Source organism: Paenibacillus sp. UNC217MF (assembly GCF_000686865.1).
Taxonomy (GTDB): Bacteria; Bacillota; Bacilli; order Paenibacillales; family Paenibacillaceae; genus Paenibacillus_B; species Paenibacillus_B suaedae.
In genome coordinates this window covers 10,726-35,776 of sequence record NZ_KK366031.1, presented here as the reverse complement: position 1 = coordinate 35,776, position 25,051 = coordinate 10,726, and the positions used below count along the sequence as shown (strand labels likewise).

26 protein-coding genes and 1 pseudogene are annotated in these 25,051 nt (G+C 44.6%); 8 read left to right on the top strand and 19 right to left on the bottom strand.

Annotation, left to right across the window (positions count from 1 at the left end; all coding sequences use genetic code 11):
* Positions 1–38 precede the first annotated feature (38 nt).
* Positions 39–326, top strand: a complete 288-nt coding sequence (locus BP95_RS0128515; RefSeq protein WP_021252109.1) for a hypothetical protein — start codon at positions 39–41, stop codon at positions 324–326.
* A gap of 228 nt (positions 327–554) precedes the next feature.
* Here BP95_RS0128515 and nrdR read toward each other — a convergent pair whose 3' ends face one another.
* A complete protein-coding gene (gene nrdR, locus BP95_RS0128510; RefSeq protein ID WP_021252110.1) occupies positions 555–1,034 on the bottom strand; it encodes a transcriptional regulator NrdR in 480 nt (159 codons plus the stop codon).
* Positions 1,035–1,161: 127 nt separating this feature from the next.
* On the opposite strand from nrdR, the gene BP95_RS0128505 reads away from it, so the two are divergent.
* Entirely contained in the window at positions 1,162–1,383 is a 222-nt protein-coding gene (locus tag BP95_RS0128505) for an alpha/beta-type small acid-soluble spore protein (protein ID WP_021252111.1), read from the top strand.
* Positions 1,384–1,450: 67 nt separating this feature from the next.
* On the opposite strand, the gene BP95_RS0128500 is transcribed toward BP95_RS0128505, so the two are convergent.
* From BP95_RS0128500 to BP95_RS0128450, 11 genes are all read right to left on the bottom strand, one after another.
* On the bottom strand, positions 1,451–2,038 hold the full coding sequence (locus BP95_RS0128500; RefSeq protein WP_021252112.1) for a lytic transglycosylase domain-containing protein: 588 nt from the start codon (positions 2,036–2,038) through the stop codon (positions 1,451–1,453).
* Positions 2,035–2,631, bottom strand: a complete 597-nt coding sequence (coaE, locus tag BP95_RS0128495) for a dephospho-CoA kinase (protein ID WP_028533820.1) — start codon at positions 2,629–2,631, stop codon at positions 2,035–2,037. Before coaE ends, BP95_RS0128500 begins: the two co-directional genes overlap by 4 nt.
* 29 nt (positions 2,632–2,660) lie before the next feature.
* A complete protein-coding gene (locus BP95_RS0128490; protein ID WP_028533819.1) occupies positions 2,661–3,401 on the bottom strand; it encodes an MntP/YtaF family protein in 741 nt (246 codons plus the stop codon).
* A 143-nt stretch (positions 3,402–3,544) separates the two neighbouring features.
* Entirely contained in the window at positions 3,545–4,378 is an 834-nt protein-coding gene (gene mutM, locus BP95_RS0128485) for a DNA-formamidopyrimidine glycosylase (protein ID WP_021252115.1), read from the bottom strand.
* A 101-nt stretch (positions 4,379–4,479) separates the two neighbouring features.
* Complete coding sequence (gene polA / locus BP95_RS0128480) at positions 4,480–7,152, bottom strand: DNA polymerase I (RefSeq protein WP_028533818.1); 2,673 nt, start codon at positions 7,150–7,152, stop codon at positions 4,480–4,482.
* Between the two features lie 160 nt (positions 7,153–7,312).
* The gene (phoU, locus tag BP95_RS0128475; RefSeq protein ID WP_021252117.1) at positions 7,313–7,972 is read right to left on the bottom strand and encodes a phosphate signaling complex protein PhoU; all 660 of its coding nucleotides are present in this window, start codon (positions 7,970–7,972) and stop codon (positions 7,313–7,315) included.
* Positions 7,973–8,005: 33 nt separating this feature from the next.
* Positions 8,006–8,779 carry a phosphate ABC transporter ATP-binding protein PstB gene (gene pstB, locus BP95_RS0128470; protein WP_021252118.1) on the bottom strand — a complete coding sequence of 258 codons (774 nt, stop codon included), beginning with the start codon at positions 8,777–8,779 and terminating at the stop codon, positions 8,006–8,008.
* A 12-nt stretch (positions 8,780–8,791) separates the two neighbouring features.
* Positions 8,792–9,667 carry a phosphate ABC transporter permease PstA gene (gene pstA, locus BP95_RS0128465; RefSeq protein ID WP_028533817.1) on the bottom strand — a complete coding sequence of 292 codons (876 nt, stop codon included), beginning with the start codon at positions 9,665–9,667 and terminating at the stop codon, positions 8,792–8,794.
* Between the two features lie 4 nt (positions 9,668–9,671).
* A complete protein-coding gene (gene pstC / locus BP95_RS0128460; protein WP_021252120.1) occupies positions 9,672–10,598 on the bottom strand; it encodes a phosphate ABC transporter permease subunit PstC in 927 nt (308 codons plus the stop codon).
* Between the two features lie 148 nt (positions 10,599–10,746).
* Positions 10,747–11,751, bottom strand: coding sequence for a PstS family phosphate ABC transporter substrate-binding protein (locus BP95_RS0128455; RefSeq protein ID WP_028533816.1), 1,005 nt, complete (start codon positions 11,749–11,751; stop codon positions 10,747–10,749).
* 130 nt (positions 11,752–11,881) lie between these two features.
* Positions 11,882–13,009, bottom strand: a complete 1,128-nt coding sequence (locus BP95_RS0128450) for a methyl-accepting chemotaxis protein (RefSeq protein WP_028533815.1) — start codon at positions 13,007–13,009, stop codon at positions 11,882–11,884.
* A 407-nt stretch (positions 13,010–13,416) separates the two neighbouring features.
* Between BP95_RS0128450 and BP95_RS0128440 the strand changes: the two genes are divergently transcribed.
* The 5 genes from BP95_RS0128440 (at position 13,417) to BP95_RS32820 (ending at position 17,950) form a co-directional block, all read left to right on the top strand.
* Positions 13,417–14,778, top strand: coding sequence for a cytochrome ubiquinol oxidase subunit I (locus BP95_RS0128440; RefSeq protein ID WP_021252123.1), 1,362 nt, complete (start codon positions 13,417–13,419; stop codon positions 14,776–14,778).
* The gene (locus tag BP95_RS0128435; RefSeq protein WP_028533814.1) at positions 14,775–15,827 is read left to right on the top strand and encodes a cytochrome d ubiquinol oxidase subunit II; all 1,053 of its coding nucleotides are present in this window, start codon (positions 14,775–14,777) and stop codon (positions 15,825–15,827) included. The genes BP95_RS0128440 and BP95_RS0128435 overlap by 4 nt, the downstream gene beginning before the upstream one ends.
* A 98-nt stretch (positions 15,828–15,925) precedes the next feature.
* The gene (gene cydS / locus BP95_RS34690; protein WP_419149824.1) at positions 15,926–16,030 is read left to right on the top strand and encodes a cytochrome bd oxidase small subunit CydS family protein; all 105 of its coding nucleotides are present in this window, start codon (positions 15,926–15,928) and stop codon (positions 16,028–16,030) included.
* 204 nt (positions 16,031–16,234) lie between these two features.
* Positions 16,235–17,527 carry a helix-turn-helix domain-containing protein gene (locus BP95_RS0128420; protein ID WP_028533813.1) on the top strand — a complete coding sequence of 431 codons (1,293 nt, stop codon included), beginning with the start codon at positions 16,235–16,237 and terminating at the stop codon, positions 17,525–17,527.
* A gap of 243 nt (positions 17,528–17,770) precedes the next feature.
* Entirely contained in the window at positions 17,771–17,950 is a 180-nt protein-coding gene (locus tag BP95_RS32820) for an aspartyl-phosphate phosphatase Spo0E family protein (protein ID WP_331281233.1), read from the top strand.
* A gap of 474 nt (positions 17,951–18,424) precedes the next feature.
* Here BP95_RS32820 and BP95_RS0128415 read toward each other — a convergent pair whose 3' ends face one another.
* Positions 18,425–19,432, bottom strand: a complete 1,008-nt coding sequence (locus BP95_RS0128415) for a carbon-nitrogen hydrolase family protein (protein ID WP_028533812.1) — start codon at positions 19,430–19,432, stop codon at positions 18,425–18,427.
* Between the two features lie 164 nt (positions 19,433–19,596).
* On the opposite strand from BP95_RS0128415, the pseudogene BP95_RS32810 reads away from it, so the two are divergent.
* A pseudogene (locus tag BP95_RS32810) lies at positions 19,597–19,695 on the top strand (IS3 family transposase); the annotation flags it as partial.
* Between the two features lie 55 nt (positions 19,696–19,750).
* Here BP95_RS32810 and BP95_RS0128410 read toward each other — a convergent pair.
* From BP95_RS0128410 to BP95_RS33670, 6 genes are all read right to left on the bottom strand, one after another.
* On the bottom strand, positions 19,751–21,994 hold the full coding sequence (locus tag BP95_RS0128410; protein ID WP_028533811.1) for a glycoside hydrolase family 78 protein: 2,244 nt from the start codon (positions 21,992–21,994) through the stop codon (positions 19,751–19,753).
* Between the two features lie 577 nt (positions 21,995–22,571).
* A complete protein-coding gene (locus BP95_RS0128400; RefSeq protein WP_028533810.1) occupies positions 22,572–22,757 on the bottom strand; it encodes a hypothetical protein in 186 nt (61 codons plus the stop codon).
* A 42-nt stretch (positions 22,758–22,799) separates the two neighbouring features.
* Positions 22,800–23,144 (bottom strand): hypothetical protein, encoded by a 345-nt coding sequence (locus tag BP95_RS0128395; protein ID WP_028533809.1) that lies wholly within the window; start codon positions 23,142–23,144, stop codon positions 22,800–22,802.
* 246 nt (positions 23,145–23,390) lie between these two features.
* Positions 23,391–24,167, bottom strand: a complete 777-nt coding sequence (locus BP95_RS0128390) for an RHS repeat-associated core domain-containing protein (protein ID WP_028533808.1) — start codon at positions 24,165–24,167, stop codon at positions 23,391–23,393.
* Positions 24,168–24,368: 201 nt separating this feature from the next.
* Positions 24,369–24,680 carry a hypothetical protein gene (locus BP95_RS0128385; protein WP_028533807.1) on the bottom strand — a complete coding sequence of 104 codons (312 nt, stop codon included), beginning with the start codon at positions 24,678–24,680 and terminating at the stop codon, positions 24,369–24,371.
* A 17-nt stretch (positions 24,681–24,697) separates the two neighbouring features.
* On the bottom strand, positions 24,698–25,051 hold a 354-nt coding region (locus tag BP95_RS33670; protein ID WP_051614217.1), incomplete at its 5' end, for a hypothetical protein.

Sequence of the window (25,051 nt, the reverse complement as noted above, 5' to 3'; positions counted from 1 at the left end):
TTGTATGTTCCGCTATTATGCGAAAAGGAGGTCTTTCTATGCCTAAAAAAATCACGCCTAAGAAGATCACGTCTAAGACGTTATCCCCCCATTACTCCAAAAGTGTAAAGTTCTTGAAAAAATTCGTAAAGATAAAGGCCAAAAACGGTAACATATATACAGGCACCATCGTGAAAGTAGATAAAAAGAGAGTGTACTTAAAGGTCAACTCCGTAAAGCATGCGGGAAAAGTACACACTTCATTTTTCCCTTTCATCTTGCCGTTGGTGCTCTTCGATCTCCTTGCTATCGTGCTGCTTGATACCCGTAGACGAATTATTTTTTAACGACCTATTCTCCCTCAAATGTTTGAGGGAGTTTTTATTTGCACGACAAACTCACGAACAATTCGAGATAACGCTCCAGCTCCTCAAAACGGGGAAAATGCCCGCTACGATGGAAAGTCGTCTGCAATGTAGATCTGTAGTTATTTATAACCCACACTACAATTGATTGATCGACAAAATACAAAGAACCCCTCAAGCAGATTACTGCTTAAGAGGTTCTCATTTGAATTATTTATCTGAGTGTTCGCCAAGGGCGTTCTTCGACAGAAGATGATTCAGTTCCTTCATAAACATGCTGATATCCTTGAACTGACGATAGACCGATGCGAACCGCACATAAGCAACTTCATCTACTGGATAGAGCTGCTCCATGACGAAATCACCGATGACACGGCTGTCTACCTCCGCATGGGCGGTATCGCGCAGCTGCTTCTCGACCTCCGAAGCAATCATCTCCAGCCGTTCCACAGATACGGGACGCTTCTCACAGGCACGAATAAGTCCGCGCAGCATCTTATCCCTACTGAACTCTTCCCTGCTTCCATCCTTCTTAATAACGATGAGCGGAGTCTCCTCCACCATCTCGAATGTAGTAAAGCGTCTGCTGCACAGCTCGCACTCCCGCCTGCGGCGAATAGACTTATTGTCGTTCGCTGGACGAGAATCAAGTACCTTTGTTCCTAAGTGGTCACAATAAGGACACTTCATTTTCGTTCCTCCGTTCTACTCTTGATGTTATCACAATTCACTTTTTAAAAAGTTACCAGTGGTTACCTGTAATGATCTTTGAAAGAATGCACACAATACAATTACCAACCGCAAGGAGGTGAATCAAATGAGCCAAAACAATCGTTCCAGCAACAACTTGGTCGTACCTCAAGCGACAGCAGCTCTTGAACAAATGAAGTTCGAGATCGCACAAGAGTTGGGCATTGCCATCCCATCTGACGGATACTATGGCAACATGGCAACTCGTGACACGGGTTCTATCGGGGGTTACATCACGAAGCGCCTTGTCCAAATCGCTGAACAATCTCTTGCAGGTCAATACAAATAATGACGGAAGAAGCGTCGGACATCATGCGCGATAACGGTATCGGCTTGTCCGATGCTTCTTCTTCATTCTACTTCATTTTCGGATAGATGTTTTTATACTTATCATAATAATGGATAACACGCTGTACGTACAACTTTGTTTCCCCATATGGAATTTGCTGCTTGGCTGTGTCATAGCTGCCGTCCCATACTTTGTTGCGAATCCATTTGTTCACATTGCCGGGACCCGCGTTGTAAGCAGCGATCGCCGCGATCCAATTCTCATTGAATTGCTTATGCAGCGATTTCAGATACCATGTGCCAATAAGAATATTGGGGTCGGCCGTATTTTTCAACTCGTCCAAAGACCAACGATTATTCATCTTCAGCTGCTCCATCGCCCATGTGGCCGTTTCCGGCATCAGCTGCATGACTCCAATCGCTCCCTTGCGAGATTCGCGCCCCGCTTGGAAGTTCGTCTCCACTCGAATGATAGCAGCCACAAGCAGAGGATCTACATCATATTGAGCTGCATATTTGCGGATCTCGTCTTCATATGCAATCGGGTACATCCATCTCCCCAGCCATTGCGACTGAACGAACAGCAAGAACAGCATGCCCAAAAACAACAGCAATAGCACTCTCTTTTTGCGGAGCATTTTCATCATACGATTCATAGCAAGCCTTTCTCCGACCAGAAATGGTCGAGCTGCTTGATCGTATCTTCCAACGAACCGCTATTGTCGATAATAATGTCCGCCAGCTCTCGCTTTTTCTCCATACTCCACTGAGCATTCAGCCTCTGTTCAGCTTCGCGCTCGCTCCAACCGTCCCGTTCCATTAGACGCTGTAATTGAACACTTTTTGGAACATACACTACCAATATCGAATCGAACATCTCGCTTAGACCTGACTCATACAGGAGCGGTATATCAACGACAACAAGACGTTCTGGATGGTCCGTCTCATATTGATGCATTTGACGCTGGATTTCCTTCCGGATAGCCGGGTGGGTGATGCTTTCTAACGCTTTGCGACTTGTCTCATCTGCAAAGACAACCTCCCCTAATCGCTTCCGATTGAGCGTTCCGTCCGCAAGCAGCATGTCCGATCCGAAATGCACCGCAATTTGTTCCAACACGGGACTGCCAGGGAGAACGACTTCCCTGGCAATCTTATCAGCATCAACCAGCAGAGCGCCTCGCTCCACTAGTAATCGGGAGACGGTGCTCTTGCCGGAAGCAATGCCTCCGGTTAACCCGATGTTCATGCCTTCACCTCATTCTATAATAATGCCGCTTACGTCAGCAGCTTAATAATCCCCATTATAATTAACATCAGTCCTGGCACAAATGACAGCTTCCCAATCCAGCGCGCGCCTGCGAATGCAATCCCAACATGAATGCCGAGTCGCAGAAATATGCCGCTGAATAAGGCAATAACAATCGCGGTCATGAGTGCAGGATAGCCTAACAGCGCGGCTCCTATACCCGCTCCAAATGCATCCAACGACAACGCTACTCCAAGCCACGCAGCCTCTATTGCACTAATGGTGCCCGAACGATCCATGTCCGCTGCGCTTGGAGTCTTCAATATTTGAATGACAACGCCCAAGCTCTTCAATTGAATGCGCACCACTTGCTTCGGCTCATCCCCCATCGGAATAGATGGAACTGAAGAGGATTGAACAACTGCTGATATATGCATCTGATCTGCTGCCGCATCTTCACTGCTTACTATGTGATCCAACGGATCATCCTCATCGTGCGATGAGCGAAGCAGCTGCAGGATAGCCCAACAGCCAATCCCGACAAGAATAAGTGATCCGATCCATTGAGCTACAGCAGGAGATACATACTGAATAAGCAAGTTTCCTACTTGCATCGACAGTAGAATGACCAGTCCAGAGCAGCATGCAATGACAGCAATTGAAGTCCAAGGGATGCGGAGCCGGCGCAATCCGTAGGTCATTCCTACTCCGAAGCTATCCAGACTCAAGGCAAAAGCCAGGATGAACAAAGATACTGTATGAATAAGCAACTACCGTTCCCTCCCGCTAGGCAGTTCCCAAGCTAGTGCAAACTAGCGTACAACTCACAGCTCAGGAATCCCGATTTACCATATCATATGGGCAAGAGTGGATAAGAGTGCTTATTCAACTTTTCAGTTTACCTAGGTTTCCATTACTTAGAACGATGCTGGCATACCGGGCAGTAATGGGTCCCCCGACCGCCGACTACTGTCTTCTCAATGATACTGCCGCATTGAACACAAGGTTGCCCTTGACGTCCATACATTTGCAGCTGATGCTGGAACATCCCCATTTCCCCTTGGCCATTTACATATGACTTGATGGAGGAGCCGCCAGCTTCAACCGCATCTTGAAGGGTTTCAATAATCGCGCGATGCAGAAGCGCGTACTCTTCATCCGTAAGCTCATCTGCCGCACGATTTGGGTGAATGCCTGCTCTGAACAGAGCTTCATCCACATAAATATTTCCGATTCCTACTACGATGTGCTGGTTCAGCAGGACTGGCTTAATAAAGCTGCGCCGTCTTCTCATCGCTTCCGCGAAGCGTTCGGCAGTAAATTCAGGAGACAAGGGTTCTACTCCCAGCTTATGAAGAGGAGGCTGCTCCCATTCCTCTCCTGCTGCGAATAGATGCATCGTGCCGAATTGGCGGACATCCTTATAACGCAGCTCGGTACCGTCATCGAAATGGAAAATAACATGCGTATGCTTCTCAACTGGCTCATTAGCAGCATATACGCCGTAGCGACCTTCCATACGCAGATGGGATACAAGAACAAGCCCATCCAGCAGGATCCGCAAGAACTTGCCCCTGCGCTCAACCCGTTCAATCGTGTGACCCTTCAATGCATCACAAAATTGCTCTATTTCTGACGGCCGCTGGATAATACGAGGCAGCGTAACCGTTACCCGCTCAATCCGCTTTCCAGCGACCAATGTATTCAATGTTTGTTTGACTGTTTCTACTTCCGGCAATTCCGGCATGTCCAATCACCTCTTGATATTTTCATTATACCGAAAAAGCCGCTCTCATGTAGGCTTGGCGGTTATTACATCGTTCTCGCTCACCGCCTTAGGCTTACTTTCTACTTCGCTTCATACCAATTCTCGCCGCTGTTTACATCTGCTCGCAGCGGAACACAGAGCTCAATAGCCGATTCCATTACTTCAGGAACAAGCTTCAACATCGTCTCCATCTCTTCATCTGGAACCTCGAATACCAATTCATCGTGTACTTGCAGCAGCATTCGGCTCTTCAGCCCCGCTTCGCGCATACGAGCATCCATCTGAACCATAGCGAGCTTAATAATATCTGCGGCCGTTCCTTGAATCGGAGTATTCATCGCCGTCCGCTCTGCGAATGAACGCAGATTGAAGTTGGAAGCATGAATATCCTTCAAGTACCGTCTGCGCTCCAGCATTGTCTTTACATAGCCGTCTTGGCGAGCGAGCTTCACGATGTCTTCCATATACTGCTTAACGCCTTGGAATACAGCGAAATACTGCTCGATAAACTGCGCTGCTTCCTTGCGTGTAATATTCAAGTTCTGAGACAGTCCGTAATCACTAATCCCGTATACAATCCCGAAGTTAACCGCCTTCGCCGAACGGCGCATATTCGCGTCAACCTGCTCAGGAGATACACCGAATACGTCCATCGCGGTCTTCGTATGAATGTCCATGTCATGCAGGAAGGCTTCCTTCAGCTTCTCGTCTCCCGAGATATGAGCCAATACACGAAGCTCAATCTGAGAGTAGTCGGCAGCAACGATATGCCATCCCTTCTCCGAAGGAACAAACGCCTGACGAATCTTGCGTCCTTCCTCAAGCCGAACGGGAATATTCTGCAGGTTCGGATATTGGCTGCTTAGCCGTCCGGTCGCTGTAATGGTCTGACGGAAGTAAGTGTGGACATTGCCCGTTTCCTTGCGCACTTCCTTCAGTAATCCTTCAATATACGTCGATTGGAGCTTCGTCATTTGACGGTAATGCAGAATCAGTGGAATGATCTCGTGGTAAGGCTCCAGCTTCTCCAATACTTCCGCATCTGTGGAATATCCGGTCTTCGTCTTCTTGATGACAGGAAGTCCGAGCTTATCGAATAGAATCTCACCAAGCTGCTTCGGCGAACCAACATTAAACTCCGTACCTGCGAGCTCATAAATACGCTTCATTGTCGTCTCAATTTGTTCTGTAAACTGTGTACCTAATTGATTCAGCGCATCTGTATCGACTTGAATGCCGGTCTTCTCCATCTGCGCCAGTACACGAGACAATGGAAGCTCCAGGTCAAAATAAAGCCGGTTCATTTCCTGCTCCTGGAGCAATTGCTCCATCACAGGCTTCAGCTGGCGAACAAGCTTGCCCTTGCGAGCAGCGTGCAGCGCAACAGTCTCAAGTTCAGGAACCTTGAACTTGGCGCCCTTCCCGTACACTTCTTCATCCGTCGGGCTAGACGACAAGCCGTACTTCTCCGCAATCGCTTGAAGGGACAGTGCCGCATCATCCGGGTTGAGCACATAGGAAGCAAGCTGAGCATCGAATGCGGAACCATCATAGGGAACGCCTGTCCAATGCAGCACCAATTCCGCATAATGCATATCGTAGCCGCTCTTCGGCTTCCCTTGATCGGCGATCCATTCCCGTACGAACTGTGCCTCGTCAGATAGAAGCTCCTCACGGGTCAAGAACCAGTTGGACTCCTCTTCCGCGATAAGCACACCAATAAGCTCTGCTTGATGTGGATTGTCTCCATGCGCTTCCACGATGATTGTATCCGCGGAAGCAATTATCTGCTTCAACCCACTGAAATCGCCACTCACGAGCTGCACGTTCAATTTATCCTCAGACAGCTCTTCATCAGCAGGTGCTGATGCAACTGTGCCGCCCTCGATCAGGCCGATCTTCTCCATACGCTCAATAATTGACTTGAACTCGAGCTTCTGCAGCATCGGAATCGCCGTGTCCGCTTTAATGCCGTGATACGCCATCTCCTCATGGCTCTTCTCCAGCGGCACCTCACGGAAGATCGTTGCAAGCTTCTTGCTCATGCGTGCGTCTTCAGCATGATTAATGAGGTTCTCCTTCATCTTGCCCTTCAGCTCGTCCACATGCTCAAGCACACTCTCTACGCTGCCGAATTGATGCAGCAGCTTAAGAGCCGTCTTCTCTCCAATACCGGGCACACCCGGAATATTGTCCGAGGAATCGCCCATTAGACCCTTCATATCAATAATTTGTAATGGCTCAATGCCATACTTCTCCTGCAAAGCTGCTGGTGTATATTTCTCAATCTCCGTCACACCCTTGCGCGTGAGCAGAATCGTAACCTGATCAGAAGCAAGCTGGAGCATGTCCTTATCCCCGCTCACAACCGCCATCTCAATTCCTTGCTCATTCGCTTCGCGAGTCAAGGTACCGATAATATCATCCGCCTCGTATCCGCTCATCTCGAAATGAGGAACACCAAGCGCATCAAGGAGCTGCTTCAAGACAGGGAACTGCTCTGACAGCTCAGAAGGCGTCTTCTCCCGACCGCCCTTATAGTCCTTGTAATCTCCATGTCGGAATGTCTCCTTGCCAGCATCAAATGCAACCAGCAAGTGGGTCGGCTTCTCTTCTTCAATAACGCGAAGAAGCATCGTCGTGAATCCGTATACAGCATTTGTATGTAATCCTTGAGCATTCGTCAGAGGAGGCATTGCAAAGAAAGCGCGGTAAATAATATTGTTGCCGTCAATAATGATCCATTTATCCATTGATTCATGCACCTCAATCCATTCTCTACCTTCATGATAGCATAGCCAGTACTAGAAAAGAAAATGATGATATTATGGGAAAAAAATAACCGACCGGGTGATCCGCGGTCGGTTGGAGGATGGAGAATAAGATGACATATTCATCAATGATTCCATAAGATTAATTATTCAGATCAGGGCGTTGGTTCGTCACAAGATAGACGACCGCCTCACCGATGTTAGTCGCATGGTCGGCAATCCGTTCGATGTAGCGTCCGACGAAGGTAAGCAGCATCGCCTGAGATGCATTTTGCGGATTCTCCACAACGTACGTCAACAGCTCTCGGAAGATCTGGCTGTACAACTGGTCGACGAGGTCATCGTCCTTCGCCATTTTGTAAGCAAGATTCACGTCTTCCTTAATGTAAGCTTGAATCGACTCCCTGATCATCAGCTGTACCGTCTCCGCCATGCGAGGCAAGTCAATCAACGGCTTCATGAGCGTCTGTCCTTCCATGCGCAGCACAACCTTCGCTACGTCAATCGACAGATCTCCCATCCGCTCCAGATCATTGGAGATGCGGAAGGAAACGAGAATGCGGCGCAAATCCTTCGCAACAGGCTGCTGTGTCAAAATCAACTTCGATCCCAAATCGATAATTTTCTCCTCAATGCGATTCAGCTCAGCATCCTCGGAAATGATTCGCTTGGCACGCTCGACATCCATATTCTTCAATGACTCAATTGATTCCGACAAGGCACGCTCTACCCGCGTTCCCATCTCTTCAAGCAATGTACTTAGTTCTTCTAAGGCCAAGTCGAACTCTCTCCGCTTGATCATTTGCAGCTACACTCCTTATCCTTCTTATCAAATTTAGCCGAAGCGGCCTGTAATGTAATCCTCTGTCCGCTTATCAGTTGGATTCGAGAACAACGTCTCCGTATGATCGAATTCAACGACTTCCCCGTTCAAGAAGAACACCGTCTGATCCGATACACGAGCAGCTTGATGCATATTGTGCGTAACCATAACAATCGTGTACTTATGCTTCAGCTCTTGAACAAGCTCTTCAATCTTCAGCGTAGAGATTGGATCCAAGGCCGAAGTCGCCTCGTCCATCAGCAGAATGTCAGGGTTGACTGCCAATGCGCGCGCGATACAGAGACGCTGCTGCTGACCACCAGACAGACTGAAGGCAGAGCGCTTCAAGTAGTCCTTTACTTCATCCCACAGTACAGCTTGCTTCAAGCTCTGCTCAACAATCTCATCCAGCTTCGCTTTGCTGCGGATGCCATGAAGACGCGGGCCGTAAGCAATGTTGTCATAAATCGACTTCGGAAATGGGTTCGGCTGCTGGAATACCATACCTACTTTTTTGCGAAGTGTTTCCACATCAACTTCGTTGCTGTAGATATCTGTCCCACCAATCGCAACTGTTCCTTCAATACGCGTGCCTATGATCATGTCGTTCATGCGGTTCAATGTACGAAGCAACGTAGATTTCCCGCAGCCGGACGGTCCGATGAACGCAGTGACTGCCTTCTCCGGAATCGTCATAGTGACATTTTTCAAGGCATGATACGTACCGTAGTACAAGTTTAAGTTCTTAATGTCGATTAACGTCTGTAAGGCAGTCGCTGTGCTCATGCTATCGTCTCCTTAAATATGTTTCTGATATTTATTGCGTAGAATAACTGCTGAGATATTCATAATGATAAGCAGCGCCAGAAGCACGATGATGCCTGCTGCAGCCAGTTCATGGAATGCAAGTTGCGGTCTAGATACCCAGTTGAAGATTTGAATCGGCATAACGGTAAACTGATCCATAATGCTCTCTGGCAGAAACGCAACGAAAGTCAATGCCCCAATCATAACGAGCGGTGCTGTCTCCCCGATTGCCCGGGACAATGCTAAGATAACGCCTGTCATAATACTGGAAATCGAAGACGGAAGCACAGAACGGGATACCGTCTGCCATTTCGTTGCACCGAGAGCGAATGAAGCATCCCGGCGCGCCCTAGGTACTGCACGGATGGCTTCCTGTGCAGACACGATAATAATCGGCAGCACGAGCAGCGTCATCGTAAGCGCTCCGGAGAGCAAGCTGCGTTCCAGAGCCAATCCGCGTACGAAGATTGTTAATCCCAATATCCCGTACACAATGGATGGAACCCCGGCCAACGTACTAATATTCAGTTGAATTAACCGTGTTAGCCTATTCTTCTTCGCGTATTCCTCAAGATAGATCGCCGCTCCTACGCCGAGAACGAACGAGATAGGAGCCATAATAAGCACCATGTAAATGGAACCGACAATTGCTGATTTCATCCCAGCCTTCGCAGCCATTCGCGAAGGGTAATTCGTAAATAGATCAAGGTTCAAACGAGACAATCCATCCATCATTATCTGAATCAGCAAGGCCATTAGCGCAATAATACCGATAGAAGTTGCCACCAGGAACAGGATGTGAAGCACAAGGTCTACCTTCCGGCGGGTACCAATCTGTTTGCGGTTTGCATCTTGAAACATACTCATTAGCTTAGTACTCCTCCCTGAAGCGTCTTGCTACCCACAGCGCCAAAATATTAAGCAGGAACGTAATCACGAACAAGGTCATACCAACAGCAAATATCGTTCCATACTCAATGGAGCCATGCGGTGTATCTCCCATGCTGACCTGTACAATATAAGCCGTCATCGTCTGGATGCTCTCTAGCGGATTCCAGGTCAAATGCGGTGTTGCACCTGCAGCAATCGTTACAATCATCGTCTCGCCAATTGCGCGCGAGAAGGCAAGTACAGCAGATGATACGATACCCGAGAAAGCTGCTGGAACCACAATTTTCAACGCAACCTCAAATCTTGTTGCCCCGAGTGCATATGCCCCATTTCGCAAGCTGCGCGGTACTGCCGACATCGCATCCTCAGACAAGGAAGAGACCATCGGAATAATCATAATCCCGACAACAAGACCTGCGCTTAACGCATTGAACATTCCCGTCGATGGGAAAATAAATTTCAATAATGGCGTAACGAAGGTCAGAGCAAAATAACCGTAGACAATCGTTGGGATACCAGCCAATACTTCAAGAATCGGCTTCACAATTTTGCGAACACGGGTAGGTGCATATTCGCTCAAGTAGATTGCACTTGCAAGTCCAATCGGTATCGCAACCAGACAAGCAATAACCGTAATCATTAACGTACCACCTAGCAGCGGCAGGATGCCGAAGGACTTCGGTGATATGAGCGGGCTCCACGTTGTACCGAACAAGAATTCTGTAATCTTGACTTGCTTCAAGAAAGAGAACGTTTCAGAAAAGAGCGTGTAAACAATCCCGATGGTTGTCGCTACAGACAAAGCGGCACATAGAAATAATAAAATCGGAACAATTTTATCGGTTACATGTACTTTGCCATTTTTGAATGATATCGTCGTCTCTCGCTGCGGGAGATTACCCTGCATAGCCCTAACCTCTCTTTGCGTTCTTTTACAATTCGTTAACATTGACTTCGTGAAAATGTGATGCCTCAAACATTTGTTTTTGGAGAGACATCACATTTCACTGCTAGTATGATGCTGACTATAACCGAAGCCGAAGTCAGTACTTCTCTTATTTCAACAAGTTCATTTGCTCATCGTATTTTTCTTGTGGAAGTGCAACGTATCCGACTTCCTTCGCGATGTTGCCTACATTTTTCATATAGTAATCAACGAATGCTTTCACTTCTGGCTGCTCCAGCTTCTTCTTGTTCACATAGATGAAGAGCGGGCGGGACAGTGGTGCATAACTTCCATCTTTAATTGTCTCTTCAGAAGGAGCGATTGCGCCTTTGCCGCCGTCAACTGGTATTAGCTTCAGCTTGTCTTGGTTCTCTTCGTAGTAAGAGAATCCGAAGTAGCCCATAGCGTTCTTATCACCAGATACCCCTTGCACGATAGCATTCGTATCGGCACTGAATGTGATTTGCTTGTCATTGCGGCTCTCTTGTGCTTTGCCGTTGATTTCTTCAGTGAAGTAGTCGAATGTGCCGTGGTTTGTATCCGGCGAATAAATTTTAATATCTTCTGCTGGCCATCCTGCACGAACGTCAGCCCATGTTTTTACTTTCGAGTTAGGCTCATAGATTTTCTTCAGTTCATCTGTTGTAATGTGATCCACCCAAGTGTTGTCCTTATTCACTACGATGGACAAGCCATCATAGGCCACAGACAATTCCAAGTAGTCGATCCCTTTTTCTTTTGCAGCAGCTGCTTCTTTTTCTTTGATTGGACGAGAAGCGTTGCTGATTGCTGTCTCGCTATTAATGAAGCGTTTGAAACCGCCGCCTGTACCTGCTGTACCAACCGATACGCGTACTTCGCCGTTCTCTTTGCCGAACTCTTCTGCAATCGCTTCTGCGATTGGATATACTGTGCTGGATCCATCTATTTCGATCGTGCCTGTCAACTTCTCAGGGCTAGTCGTTTCCTTCGCCGAATTGTTCGTTTCCGTTGTTGCCGCGTTGTTTCCTTGATTTGCAGAAGCATCATCCTTCTTGCCTCCACAAGCAGCCAATACTACTGTCAACGCTGCTACGAGCGTGAGCATCATGATTTGTTTTCCCCATTTTTTCAAGACAATCCACTCCTTTTGATTGATTCCCATGTGTTGTGTTGTAATGTATTCGTTGTTTGTCTCACATCTAGTATGTTAATGGCTGTTTGTTAAGACTGTTTGGTTTATTTGTTAACGGAATGTAAAAAAATCAATCTTCCGCTGACATTGTCTGTAACTGTCGATTTGCCTCATTCGCTGTCACAGCCATGCGTGCTGCGTAAGCATCTACTTGATCCAATCGATTGCGATTTTCTGCTATGGCACGGAACAGTTGCTCGAACTTGGACAAGGCAGCGTTCAAGCCTTCAAGCGTCGTATTCACTTCGGAATGAGCTTGATCGCCAGTCGTAATCGTCAGCGTTAAAGCTTCCATCATCTGATGGAGCGTCTCATCGATTTGCTCGGTGGCTGCCTTGGTTAACGAAGCCAGCTTGCGCACCTCGGACGCAACCACCTCGAACCCGCGCCCATGCTCCCCTGTACGCGCAGCTTCAATGGATGCATTGAGCGCCAGCATATGACAAGAATCCGACCATGAGCGAATAACGCTGACGGCATCCGCCACCGCTGTTGTATGCTCTGTCAATTTCTTTGTTTGTCTTGCCTGGCTCTCCACACGTATTGACACCTGTTGAAATGCTGAAGATACCTGATCAAGCACAGTCTTTCCCGTCAATGTTTCGTCGATCATCCGATCTGCGTGCGATTTGCCATCTGCTGAAGCTTGGCGGACATGCTCTGTTTCTGTTAATATGCTGTGCAATGCTCCCCGCGTGGACGTAATAACCTCCGATTCCTTCTGCTTCGCTTCGAGTCGTATTTGATTGGATAAGGATGACAGCTGCTTGGAGGTGAGTATTCCGACATATTTGCCCCCACGTGTGACCACAATACTGTCGTACATTCGTTCCTCAGAACGGGACGCTGACATATCCAATAGTTGTTCAGTTTCAATACCGCATTCGACAATGAGTGCCTCATTATCCATTACGCGTACAATTGGTTTTTCGTAATAAAGTGCAGGAGAGAATCGCTTGCTCATTTTTTCATGGAATCTCTCCCGCATCACAATGCCAATCGGTTCAGAATGATCAGTTCCTATGACAAGGCAGCGCAGCGAGCCATCCTCTCGAAATCGATGATCCGCTTCTTCAATGGTGGTGCTGGCAAGAATGATCGGTGCGAATTGAATGAGATCCTCATACTCTCTCTTCATTATGGATTGTCGATTCGCTCCCTCTCGTCTTACTTCCATCTTCGTTAGCAACATCGTCATAAGCTCCCACTCCTACTCTAGTCCTGTTATCGGTCTTTAGTCCCAATGTAGCACGGTAATGTTAATGCTGCCATATTGCGTGTTTTAAGATTTTGTAAATCGACTTTTCCTCATTTTCATATCTTGATAAGACTAACTTTCACGATTTCATCATAGACATCGAAAAAACGGGCATCATTTCACTAGGAGCTTTTTCAAGGGCAAACCTATTTTTCGGGGATCGTTCTCTCGGGATAAAGGGAGGGACTATGAATGGGATCTGATAACAACCATATTGAAAAAATAAGAAAGCAAGAAAAAATGCTTATCGTCGTCTGCTTTGTTGTTGGCGCGATCATGCTGCTGTCCTTCTTGCGAAGGCTATTCTGAACGATCGGAACTTATATTTGAAGGAGTGTTGACCTCACATGCTCACCTATGATCCGGTTATTTTCAGCCGCATACTTACCGGGCTAACACTGTTCGTACATATCGTATACGCCACTATTGGTGTCGGAATGCCGTTAATGATTGCACTTGCGGAATGGATCGGCATTAAGCGAGGCGACTCCTATTATCTGCTTATGGCGCGCCGCTGGGCTCGCGGGTTCACGGTTACTGTAGCTGTAGGCGTCGTAACAGGGACATGCATCGGTCTACAGTTGAGCTTGTTGTGGCCGAACTTTATGCGGGTTGCAGGACAGGCTATCGCTTTGCCTTTATTCATGGAGACATTCGCGTTTTTTGTGGAAGCCATCTTTCTTGGCATCTATTTATACACCTGGGATCGCTTCCCGAACCGCATCTATCATTTCCTTCTGCTCGTCCCGGTCGCTATAGGCTCCTCAGCCTCTGCCTTCTTCATTACGGCTGTTAACGGCTTTATGAATGCACCACGCGGATTTGATTTGGTGAACGGGAAAATGACGAATATTGAACCCATCGTAGCGATGTTCAATCCAGCCATGCCAACGAAAGTTGGACATGTACTCGCGACCGCCTATGTGACTTGCGCCTTCATCATGGCAGCCATCTCTGCTATGTCTCTACTGCGCGGCCGCACTCACGCGTATTACAAAAAAGCGCTCCGCATGTCGATGGTGACCGCCCTGCTCTTCTCTGTCGCAACAGCCGTCATCGGCGACTTCTCAGGCAAGTATTTGCATGAATATCAGCCCGAGAAGCTGGCGGCAGCAGAATGGCACTTCGAGACGAAGTCCCATGCTGAGCTCGTCTTCGGTGGCATTCTTACCGAAAATAATGAGGTAAAATACGGATTTCATATCCCATTTGCCTTGAGCATATTAGCAGGCGGCACCCCCGATACTGTCGTGAAGGGATTGAACGAAGTGCCCGTGGAGGAGAGACCTCCGCTTAAGGCATCCCACTACTTCTTCGACTCCATGGTGTTTATCGGCATGTATTTAACGGTCGTGTCCCTATGGTATGTCATCTGGTTCATGCGCAATCGCCGGCAAAGTCTGAAAAAGCCGCATAATCGTCTGCTGCTAAGAGCCGTTGTGCTTGGCGCTCCGCTCTCGGTGTTGGCTATCGAATTCGGATGGATGTTCGCTGAGATTGGACGGCAGCCTTGGATTCTATGGAAAGTCATGACGGTAACCGAGGGCGCAACAACATCCAATCACGTGGATACAATGCTGTGGCTGTTCACGCTGCTCTATCTATTAATCACAGTGACTGCTATTCGGGTGCTCATTCGCATGTTCAAGCACAACCCTGCTGAAGACGAAATTAAGGCACTTGGCTGGGAAGGAGGAGGGAAGAAATGAGTTACGAATTAGTCGGCATCACCGTTCTATGGATCTTCCTGTTCGGCTATCTGCTTGTTGCGTCCATCGACTTCGGGGCAGGCTTCTTCAGTTATGTCAGCTCGGTAACGGGCAAGCGCCATATAATCCATAACGTGATTGAGCGTTACCTGTCCCCTGTATGGGAAGTAACCAATGTGTTCTTAGTCTTCTTCTACATTGGCTTGGTCGGATTCTTCCCCGATTCCGCGTACTACTATGGAACAGCACTGCTCGTCCCAGGCAGTCTAGCGCTCATTCTGCTTGCCTTACGAGGATCGTACTATGCCTTTAGCACATATGGGGTTAAGAGTAATCGTATCTACCTGTTTCTATATGGAGTCAGTGGATGGCTCATTCCCGCTGCGTTGTCCACCGTGCTCGCGATTTCTGAAGGAGGGTATATCACGGAGGGGGCTGACGGCAGCATTTCATTCCAGTTCCTGAGCCTGTTCACTAACATCTACCCCTATTCCGTTATCGTGCTCGCCCTGGTCAGCGTGTTGTACATTTCCGCCATGTTCCTGACGTACTATGCATCCAAAGCTGAGGATAAAGGGGCACTCAACATTGTGCGCAAATATGCCCTGATGTGGTCCGCGCCCACCATCCTAGCCAGCTTGTTCGTGTTCTACGCCATTCAGGGTCATAATGCGGAGCACTTCAACAATATGGTGGATCGGGCATGGATGTTCGTTCTGTCCTTCCTGTTCTTCGTCATCGCCGTCTATTATGTATGGAGAAGACGCCGTTATGGCTTAGCGTTTCTATGTGTCATCTTACAATTCGGGTTCGCATGGTTCGGATACGGTTCGGCACATTTGCCTTATGTGCTCTACCCATACATCAATGTCTATGAGCATGTCACGAATCCGGCTATGGCCTATGCGCTGATCGTTGTATTCGTCCTTGGACTGCTCATTCTGCTGCCTTCCCTCTTCCTGCTCCTTCGCTTGTTCCTGTTCGACGCGAACTATGTGAAGGGGATTAAAAGCGGAAAAGGCGGGCGTACAGGGAAGAAGCACATCTAAGAGGATGAGAAGGTATTCATGCAGTGCTATGTAGCGGATGAAGCGGCAGATATGAATGTCGCGCAGTGCTATATTAAATATAAAGGAGCACAGAGCAGATGAATCAATTTTTAATCTTTTATGCCCCGTTCATTATTGTCATCGCTTTCGTCATTGCCCTATTTTATTGGGGCTCACGAGACATGAATGAGGAGGATATTTAGATCGCTGTCTCTCGCATCATCCATGGAGAACCTTGCCACCGTACGGGCAAGGTTCTTTTTTGTTAATGGAATTGATTAATTTCCTTATAATCGACACTTTTTTAACTTTTGATCCCATCCAAACAATCCAAACATTCCCATTCGACAAAATCTATGGTAAATTATAGGAGTATATGATTGAAAATGAGAGTAGGTGCATACAGGATGGCACAGATATTGTCCATCGGCGAATTAATACATAGTTATAGGCGCAATAGCGGCATGACTTTAGCGCAATTGTCAGAAACATCCGGCGTTCATAAAGGCACAATATCCAAAATCGAAAACGAAGACGTCAAGAGGCCAGAATATACGACACTTCGCCCGCTTGTCGAAGCACTGCGCATCCCGTTGGATACGGTTGTCGAACTGTACATAAGCGTGGACAAACGAGCAGAAATGCGGCTGCATATACTGCAGGACGTGATCCAGCATTCAGGCTCCGCCGAACTGGCACGAACAGTAGGTGCCAAGTTTCTAGAATCACCAAGCGACGACAGCCACTCCTTAGTCGAACGCCTATATAGCTTCACAGCTTCAGTGGAACGCAAGGATATTCGCTTGGCCTTATACCAATTGATCGTTGACTACTCACGCGATCACGGCATCATGCCTTTTTTGGCAAAAGGCTTACTCCAGGTGTACCTCATCGAACGAGATGATTTTACAAGGCTCCGTACGGTTTACAATGGGCGTAAATATATTGTGGAATACGCCCATTTTTTAAGCTGCGAGGACAGAATCATTCTGTATTACAAATTAGGAATTCACGCGTTTAATTTATTTTTATACCGGGAGAGCATTGATCTCTGCCTTCATGTACTCCAAGAAGCAGATGCAGACAATTGGTACTACATCAATGCGCTTGGCATATTGCGCGATTCTTATTTCTATCTTGAGGATTACGACAAGTCCGAATATTATTCAATACAATATGAAAAATATGACTACCCACACATCAAGGCGTATTCACTGCTTATGAAGGCATCATTAAACGCAAGAAGGGGAAACTCCGAAGTAGCTATCGAACTGCTTAAGAACTTTCTAAAAACATGCAACCAGGATGATGCTCTTCTAGCAATCAATCAGTTATTAAAAATATATTTTAAAGGAAATCGGTTATATGAAGCCGAACAATTACTTTCATACCCAATATGTCCAAAATCCATTAGTACGAATAACCCCAACATAATCTCGCAGCTAGCCGAATATTATTATCACCGAGCTGAATATTTCATTGCCGTTGACGATCTCGATAAAGGGATATCTGATTTTCTGGAGAGCGCGCTGCACTATTCAAAAATTAATGACACTGATCACGAAAAAGAATGCATAAATCAAATCGTGCATAGCCATCTGCAACAAAACCTTGACATGCCCATATCCACATTAGCTAAATTGAATACATTTTATAAACGCAGCGCAGCTAAAGAACATAAATTGGAGGGGTTCATGTGAAACGTTTCAAAGCAAAGCTATACAATGGTCTCCTTTTCACCGTTATTATCGGACTAACAACATTTTTGTCGACATTGGGAAGTGATAACGGACATCACCCATGGTAAGAGTGCCAACTTGGTACTCTTTTTTATTTTAAAAAGTTTCCCTTTAATCCCTTTTATTAGAATTCAATAGACACACTGTATACTAATAGTAAAGACAGGGCGCCCCATTATTCCCCCTAATCCGAGGTGACGGACTATTATATACTGTGATGATCTATTAAATAAAATTGATCGACTCAGGCAAGAATTAACCTGCCTCATGAACCAAAAGAATAATCTTATCGATGACGAAGTCGTCCAAATTAGCCAGCTTCTAGACATTTACATACTGGAGCATCAAAAGAGATGCATGAAAAAGTCCTCTATTAAAATATAAAAAGAGAGGATTACAAAACATGCTCACGAAAAAGAATTTGGTATTGCAGTATTCACTCTCTCATTAGGTTTAAGATTTGCGACCGGAGCAACACCTGCTCTTGCTCATGCGGATGAATCCGCTTCGAACAACATTTCGGTCTCGGCTATGACAAACAGGATCAATCAATTTTCGCCGGATTTGTCAGTTCCATTGGCGACAAATAAAATGTGTGTTACCAAGCGATGTTTCTGTCTCTTCCGCCAATTGCGATCATGCCTGTCTTTGAAAAATCACAGAGTAGTTTCGAAAAATAGGATAATGCCAAATCGGTGTCGTTCAGATGCCGGGTTTTACGACATACCCTTTTACCCATGCCACGTGCATGAAAATAGAAGCGTCTTGAACATTATTTGATCGATGTTCAAGACGCTTTCTCATGTCATCTCACTTTATTAGATTAATGCTCTTCTTTGCTTTGGGAGTGTGACAAAATTAAAAGGAAGCATTTTCACCTGAAAAGTTTCGACTGCCAATCTGTAGATTGATTTCCTCATAAGTAATTTTCTTAGTCTCGTTATCTCCAAACTTACGAACAACAGGTGTAGGATTTTGATTAAAATTCATACTTAAGCTTTGGTTAGAATAGTGACCAGCAGGATCGATGTAATATTTATAATCAATTATTTTCTCTATATCTATATCAGCATAAGCGATTCCTTCTGTTTCTGCAGGGATCATATCGCTAATTGGTTCTCCATCAGGTCCATAAATACAAGTATGTCCACTCTTAAATGTATCGAAGTATTCTTTTTGTTCAGGTGTTAAACAAATCATACTTTTCATTTCTTCCGAATATATAGATGATGTCATTAAAACAAAGGTTTGAGTTGAAATAGCATAGTACCGGCTTGAGATTTCATCATCAAAGTATCCTGGCCAGGAGGCTACATGTACTTGTTCATTTTGTGAATTCATTGCAAGCAGATTTAAAGGAACCTGGTGTTCCCAACACATCAGTCCACCCAAATTACCAAGCTCCGTTTTAAATACGGGCATCAAGCTTCCATTTCCGTCTCCCCATATAAGTCTTTCAGCAACAGACGCTCTCATCTTTCGATGTTTTCCAATTAAATCGCCCTTGGGATTAAACCATAGTTGAGTTAAATATAAAGATCCACCATCTTTTTCACTACAAGAAATACATACGTAAGTTTCGTGTTTTCTAGCTGCTTCACTTATTTTTTGAATAGCTAAGCTAGGAATCTCAACTGCATTTTTGTAGAGATCATGATAGAATTTTTTTGTATATTCTGGATGACCAATAAATGCAAACCAAGGATAACCGGGAAGAAAAGCTTCGGGAAAAGCAACTAATTTTGCATCATTAGATGCTGCTTCAGCAATCAATTTGCAAGATTTTTCAACTGTTGCATCTAAATCCAAGTATACAGGTGCAGCCTGGACAGCTGCTGCGCGATATTTAGGATAATTCCCCACAATAAATTTCTCCTTTTGTAATTATTTATAATTATTTAAGTTCAAATAATTATTTAACTACAAATTAACATTTGAGAAATCATTTGTAACCATCCACTTTCCATTTTTTACCCATCCACTTTCTATTTTTGTTAATTTGATCAAAGAGAAGTACAAATAGCCTTCAGCATCTGAAACTGGAGTTAAATGATTATGTGAACGGGTACAATAAACACCGAATTCATGGAACACTAGGCTATAGGAGCCCAGTTGATTATAAAAATTGACCCTAAAAAAGTTGTCTAGTTTAGTATTAACAATCCAAGGCGTACATTTTATGATTTAATATCTAATCACTTTGAGAAGATTACCATTTTTATCATATACATATTCTATAATTTTTTTATTTTTGCTCTTCGAATAAATGAACATGAGCTTTCCATCCGAGTTGTAATGATATTCTACTTCTTGATACAAATCGAGCATTGATATTGATGAAAAGTCAGATACTCCGTTGTCTTGATCCCATACCCGCACTTTCCAAGTATACGTTTCTTTTGTATTGATACTGCTAAGTAAAAGAGTGTGAAGAGAACGTTGGCTGCTTATACGCCCAGTTTGGAGAGCAATTTGTCCATTTTGATTATATACCAAGAGTTCATATGCAGCTTGAGGGCTGTCCTTCGGTGATTTATAGTTCCATTGGAATTCTACAGCACCGTTTGTGATACGAGATTGTAGCTGAGAAGGAGGCAATGGCTTAAGCTTGTCTCCCCAAATAATCGCCCTACGCTCCGAATATGCCGACACAGTGTTCTTATCATCCCATACTCTTACTTCCCAACTATATTGCTTCTTGGTATTAAATAGACCCAGTTCAGCCGAGTGGGAGCTTCTATTCAAATTTATTTTGGCCGTCGATAAGAACTCTTTTCCATTTTCATCATAAACATTGATTTCATAGGCTGATTGCGGGCTCTTACTAGGAGATTCATATTTCCAGTTGAAAAAGATAGTCCCATCCTTAAAATGATTCGATAGTTCATAGGCTCTTAGTGGCTTCTCTTTTTCTTTCCAATAAAAGGTCGCAGGGGCTGAATACTCAGATACTTGATTATCACAATTCCATACCCTAACCCTCCACGAATAATGGAAATTTTTCAATAAAGAATTTGGTGGTAATTCGAAAGAGTTCGTATTAATCATCTCTTTTTTCTTTATATAGACCTTGTCACCATTAAAAATTTCGATCTCATACGCAGACTGACGTTGATTTTCTGCATCCGAATATGTCCATGACAGATGAATCGTATCATCTGTTACTACCTCATTATTATTCGGCTTTAAATTTGAGACAATAGGGGCGAAACTAGTTGTCGGGGTATAAGTGATTGCAACCTCTACATATGTCATAGAGCTAGAACTCGATATGAATGGAGAGTAAAAGGCTGCTCCATAAAACTTCCCCGTAGTCCCTCCCCAAGCAGTTCTCAGCTCATCTTTCCCAACGTGCAGCTCATTGGGTTCGCCATCAGCAGTTTTTCCGATGTACTTAACCAACCTTCCGTCGAGACCTGGTTCTTCCTTACAATTTGTATAACCTGCATTCTCATATTCCTCTAGCGTAAGATATGCCTTCATCGGTCTGCTGAATGTATAATAATCTCCATCAGGGGTTAGTTCGAAGGAGTGGCTCGTAAATGATATTTTTTCAATTAGCGAAATTGGGAAATTTGGTGTGTCTATATATATTTTGTTGCTGTTGGAATAATCCGGAGATGACGTTTTCGAGATACCAGGTGTCGCCATCATTACAATCTGAAGCGGATACTCCAATTCCTTATCATTTACATTGACTTTGACTACCGATTCATTAACATTCACATGTTTAATAGAAAATTGGGAATCGCGTATCTTTCCTTTCCGATCAATAATGAACCCATCTAACTGAAAAACTTCGTCATGATTCAATTTATTTGTTAATTCCAGTCTGCTTGAACTTTTGGATGATATGATAAGATCTTTAGATTGCAATTTAAACTCATATTCTTGCGAGGCCTTCTTATTATGAAGCTGAATCTGAAGAAACATCTGATCATATTGTGAAATATATTGAAATGATGCGTTCGACCACAGATTAGGATAATAAATCCGGTTTTGTTTCACTTGCGGAGAACTTGAGATGGTATTCAACGGTTCTAGTGCCATATTGCTGCCTACATAATTGATATGAAGTGCTGCATTTTTCCTTGCAACGTCCAACTCGTACACATTTTCATTCATATATGCTATGGTTTTTGAGTTGTTTGATATGTTAAAGATGTTGTTAATGTCTTTCCATCCGCTCGTCGTCCTATAATGCATAGGCCGAGATGAAATATATGTAGTTCTTGAATTATTGGAATGAAGAAAAGTCTTGGAGGTATCCGTTCGTTCGCTCACAAGCTCCTTCGAATCTTGTTGAAGCATCCTCTCAGATAAATTCGGTGAGTAAGCATCTACCTTTTGGACATGCACTCCGACATAACAAATAACAAAAAAGCATAGTATTAAGCAAAATTTCATCACTCTTAGCGCTCTTGGCATGAAAACTCATTACCTCCTGAACGAAAATTTTAAATAATTAGCTCACTATCTTTCCTCACTGATCTGTCAGTTCTCTAAGCGATAAGCCCCCCCTTCATTATGCCGATTCCATACTAGCGTTAAGGGATTTTGTGTTGATAAACTTTGATGATTTCATCCTTAATGTAGATGTAATAGATTCGTTTGCTTGATTTAGATCATTCCAACGACCCCATTATATTCCATTTCTCCTGTTTCGTCAGACTTTACCGTATCAAGAAACCTGTCCAATCTTATTTAAATCATCTGCATCTTTACTTAAATTTGGTGGCTCACTCTTGTTGTCAGACCCCAAGCGTAATTAATGTCTTTCACTTTTTCCTTGATAATTTTAAATTTCTACTTTGTTATCCATAGTGATTCTTGTTTTTCCACTCTTCCTCGTCTAAATCAAAGCTACCAAAGTAACTATACTGGGTAAAGTACATGCCGCCCGATTTATTCGGCACTGGGTGGGGCATCCACCAAAGAAAAAACCTTGAAGGGACTAAAAATCCCAACAAGGTCTTCATTTCATCATGCACCTTACTTGTTCAACTTAATTCATTACCAAGTCAGCTATAATTATTAGTATACCTATTGGTAATGTTATAAATCCTCCAACTCTAACTGCTTCTCGTGTCTTAACACCGAATGGTTTCATACTCAAAATTATATCCGGAATAGTAATTTGAAGCAGTGAATAAATCACAGCTACAACCCCAATTAATAAAAATGGACTCATTGAGCACTCCTTTCTTTTCCCACCCTTTTCCTCCAATCATATCTAACCACTCTTGAGCATTAAGTGCACCCACATATGATGGTAAAATAGCAGCTTTTTACCGAGATTGAATGATAATTCCCAAGTTATTGAATATTCTTTTTCTCCTGATATTGGTAGAAGATAAATTTCAGCGGCCGCTCCAATTCCACCTCCACTGGAAAATTCCATATACTTCGAATCCGATTTAATGCTTGCCTCACCAAGATAAAAGACCCCATATGAAGCACCACCATTTGCTGTCCAACTGCTCATTTCCCCCATTAAATCATTGGTTTGGGAAATCCCCCCTGTTAAGGATAGGTTTTCTCCCCCTTGACCATAAGTTGCGAGATAATATAATTTCATTTTGTCATCTTTGATTTCTGCACCTAGTTTTCCTCCAATAATAAGAGATACACCCCTTACATAACATTCCCGTTCCTTTTCCTGATTTTATTGAAGAGTTGTTGAGCATATGCCCAGTTTGTTTGCTTGTGAAATTAGCTTTGCTGCTTCCTCTGCATCTCTCGGCATCGGTAATGTCGCCCCAAAACTATCTTTTATATGTCCACTTGGATCAAGCCATCTCAACGGATTATCCACATACGTATACTAATTCAAACTCAGCGGATTCTTGATATCCCCTCCATACGTATCCTCATTAATAAACCGCCCTACACTTGGATCGTACCATCTTGCACGCAAATATTGCAGATTCGTTGCTGCGTCCCAATACTCTCCCGAGTAACGGAAAATGTTCGGAACCTGTTCCTCCTGAACCAATGGATTGCCCCAGATATCGTACGTATAGCGGTTCAATACATTGCCTTGGGTATCACGGATTTCCGTAATGTCGCCATGTCCGTTGGATACGTAGTATTGCATCCCCTGCCCTGGTACTTGACGAGCCAGCAGCTTGCCGGTCGAATCATGGACATACGCTGCGGTAATGGTGACGCTGCCGTTGCCTTCTACCTTGCCCTCTGCTACGATCTTTGCTCTGTCGTCATAGTAGTAACGAGTCGTTATGCCGCCTTCGGTGCGTTCCACCATCAGGTTATCGCCGTTGTAGCGATAGCTGACGGCTTTTCCGTCTTCCGTTGTTACTTGAGTCAGACGGTTGCGGCTGTCGTATGCGTAGCTGGCTCCCTTGATGTTCGGTACCTGATCGCTTTGCAGGGTTCTGCGGTTATCCCTATTATCGTACGTGTATGCTTCGTTAAACTGGCTTGAGGTCTTGATTCGGTTCAATGGATCATAGCTGAATTGATACCCTGCTCCATTGTCGTTCTTCGCTACGATGTTGCGGTTGTTATCATAGGTATAGCTGTAGTTCGCAAATGCTGCATTGTTCTGAATTTGCTGAATGCTATACGTACGTACAACCATATTGGAAAAATATCATACAGGGTTGACGAGAGTTAGGTTCTTTCGAGACATGCCGCCCGATTCATTCGGCAAGGAATGGGGTAAAAAAAGACCTTGAGGATTTCTGATATGCCTTGCGGTGGACAGTTGAAATTATAAAACTGTTTACTTCAAGTAGGAGCCATATCATTATACTCTCTAGTTCTTCCCCTTACCAAATTATTACTTACTATTCATATTCATTTGCCTTCTCTTCTCATCTAACCATTCTTCTTCTCTTCTCACCCATTCTTCAGAACTTAATTTTTCGTCCGTCCAGAACGTAGAAGAGTCCACTGCATTACCATCTTTATCGGTTGCAATAACAGATGTCCTACTTTTACCGAAAACCAAATTGGGACAAATTTGATGACCATCTTGGTTGTAAGTTAAACAATAAACACCTATATTTCCCTTACAGCATTTTGAATCATGATTCTCTTCGTTGTCTTCATAGAAACAATTCGCCTCTAGAACAATATGTTTCCATCCCATTTGACTCCTCCTTACACTCAATAAGCGGTATTTAGTTCCCTAATGACGGCCTTATAGTCGTGGTTGTTTATTCCAACCCATTCAATTACACCGTTTTTTCGAACTATTCCATAAGCCCGATAGGAACCATCAACTCTAGCAGACACATACTTTCTACCATCTGGAGCACCATTTAGATACTCGAAATTCAAACTTGGATGATCCGGATCTTTCTTGAATTGCTTAAAAGCCGCATCTGCTTTTTCTTGTATATTTTTAGAAAGTTTATCGTATGATTTGTTAAATCCTTTACTCTTAGTACTGGTGTATCCGCCAAGCGCTCTTCCCTTTCCACCAACTTCTCTAGCTTTTCCTATGCCCCCGATTATTGG

Excerpts from the sequence above, each read along its gene's own strand:
- BP95_RS0128515 (WP_021252109.1), top strand. The coding sequence starts at position 39 with ATGCCTAAAAAAATCACGCCTAAGAAGATCACGTCTAAGACGTTATCC.
- nrdR (WP_021252110.1), bottom strand. The coding sequence starts at position 1,034 with ATGAAGTGTCCTTATTGTGACCACTTAGGAACAAAGGTACTTGATTCT.
- BP95_RS0128505 (WP_021252111.1), top strand. The coding sequence starts at position 1,162 with ATGAGCCAAAACAATCGTTCCAGCAACAACTTGGTCGTACCTCAAGCG.
- BP95_RS0128500 (WP_021252112.1), bottom strand. The coding sequence starts at position 2,038 with ATGAATCGTATGATGAAAATGCTCCGCAAAAAGAGAGTGCTATTGCTG.
- coaE (WP_028533820.1), bottom strand. The coding sequence starts at position 2,631 with ATGAACATCGGGTTAACCGGAGGCATTGCTTCCGGCAAGAGCACCGTC.
- mutM (WP_021252115.1), bottom strand. The coding sequence starts at position 4,378 with ATGCCGGAATTGCCGGAAGTAGAAACAGTCAAACAAACATTGAATACA.
- polA (WP_028533818.1), bottom strand. The coding sequence starts at position 7,152 with ATGGATAAATGGATCATTATTGACGGCAACAATATTATTTACCGCGCT.
- phoU (WP_021252117.1), bottom strand. The coding sequence starts at position 7,972 with ATGATCAAGCGGAGAGAGTTCGACTTGGCCTTAGAAGAACTAAGTACA.
- pstB (WP_021252118.1), bottom strand. The coding sequence starts at position 8,779 with ATGAGCACAGCGACTGCCTTACAGACGTTAATCGACATTAAGAACTTA.
- pstA (WP_028533817.1), bottom strand. The coding sequence starts at position 9,667 with ATGAGTATGTTTCAAGATGCAAACCGCAAACAGATTGGTACCCGCCGG.
- pstC (WP_021252120.1), bottom strand. The coding sequence starts at position 10,598 with ATGCAGGGTAATCTCCCGCAGCGAGAGACGACGATATCATTCAAAAAT.
- BP95_RS0128450 (WP_028533815.1), bottom strand. The coding sequence starts at position 13,009 with ATGACGATGTTGCTAACGAAGATGGAAGTAAGACGAGAGGGAGCGAAT.
- BP95_RS0128440 (WP_021252123.1), top strand. The coding sequence starts at position 13,417 with ATGCTCACCTATGATCCGGTTATTTTCAGCCGCATACTTACCGGGCTA.
- BP95_RS0128435 (WP_028533814.1), top strand. The coding sequence starts at position 14,775 with ATGAGTTACGAATTAGTCGGCATCACCGTTCTATGGATCTTCCTGTTC.
- cydS (WP_419149824.1), top strand. The coding sequence starts at position 15,926 with ATGAATCAATTTTTAATCTTTTATGCCCCGTTCATTATTGTCATCGCT.
- BP95_RS0128420 (WP_028533813.1), top strand. The coding sequence starts at position 16,235 with ATGGCACAGATATTGTCCATCGGCGAATTAATACATAGTTATAGGCGC.
- BP95_RS0128410 (WP_028533811.1), bottom strand. The coding sequence starts at position 21,994 with ATGCCAAGAGCGCTAAGAGTGATGAAATTTTGCTTAATACTATGCTTT.
- BP95_RS0128400 (WP_028533810.1), bottom strand. The coding sequence starts at position 22,757 with ATGAGTCCATTTTTATTAATTGGGGTTGTAGCTGTGATTTATTCACTG.
- BP95_RS0128395 (WP_028533809.1), bottom strand. The coding sequence starts at position 23,144 with ATGAAATTATATTATCTCGCAACTTATGGTCAAGGGGGAGAAAACCTA.
- BP95_RS0128390 (WP_028533808.1), bottom strand. The coding sequence starts at position 24,167 with ATGGTTGTACGTACGTATAGCATTCAGCAAATTCAGAACAATGCAGCA.
- BP95_RS0128385 (WP_028533807.1), bottom strand. The coding sequence starts at position 24,680 with ATGGGATGGAAACATATTGTTCTAGAGGCGAATTGTTTCTATGAAGAC.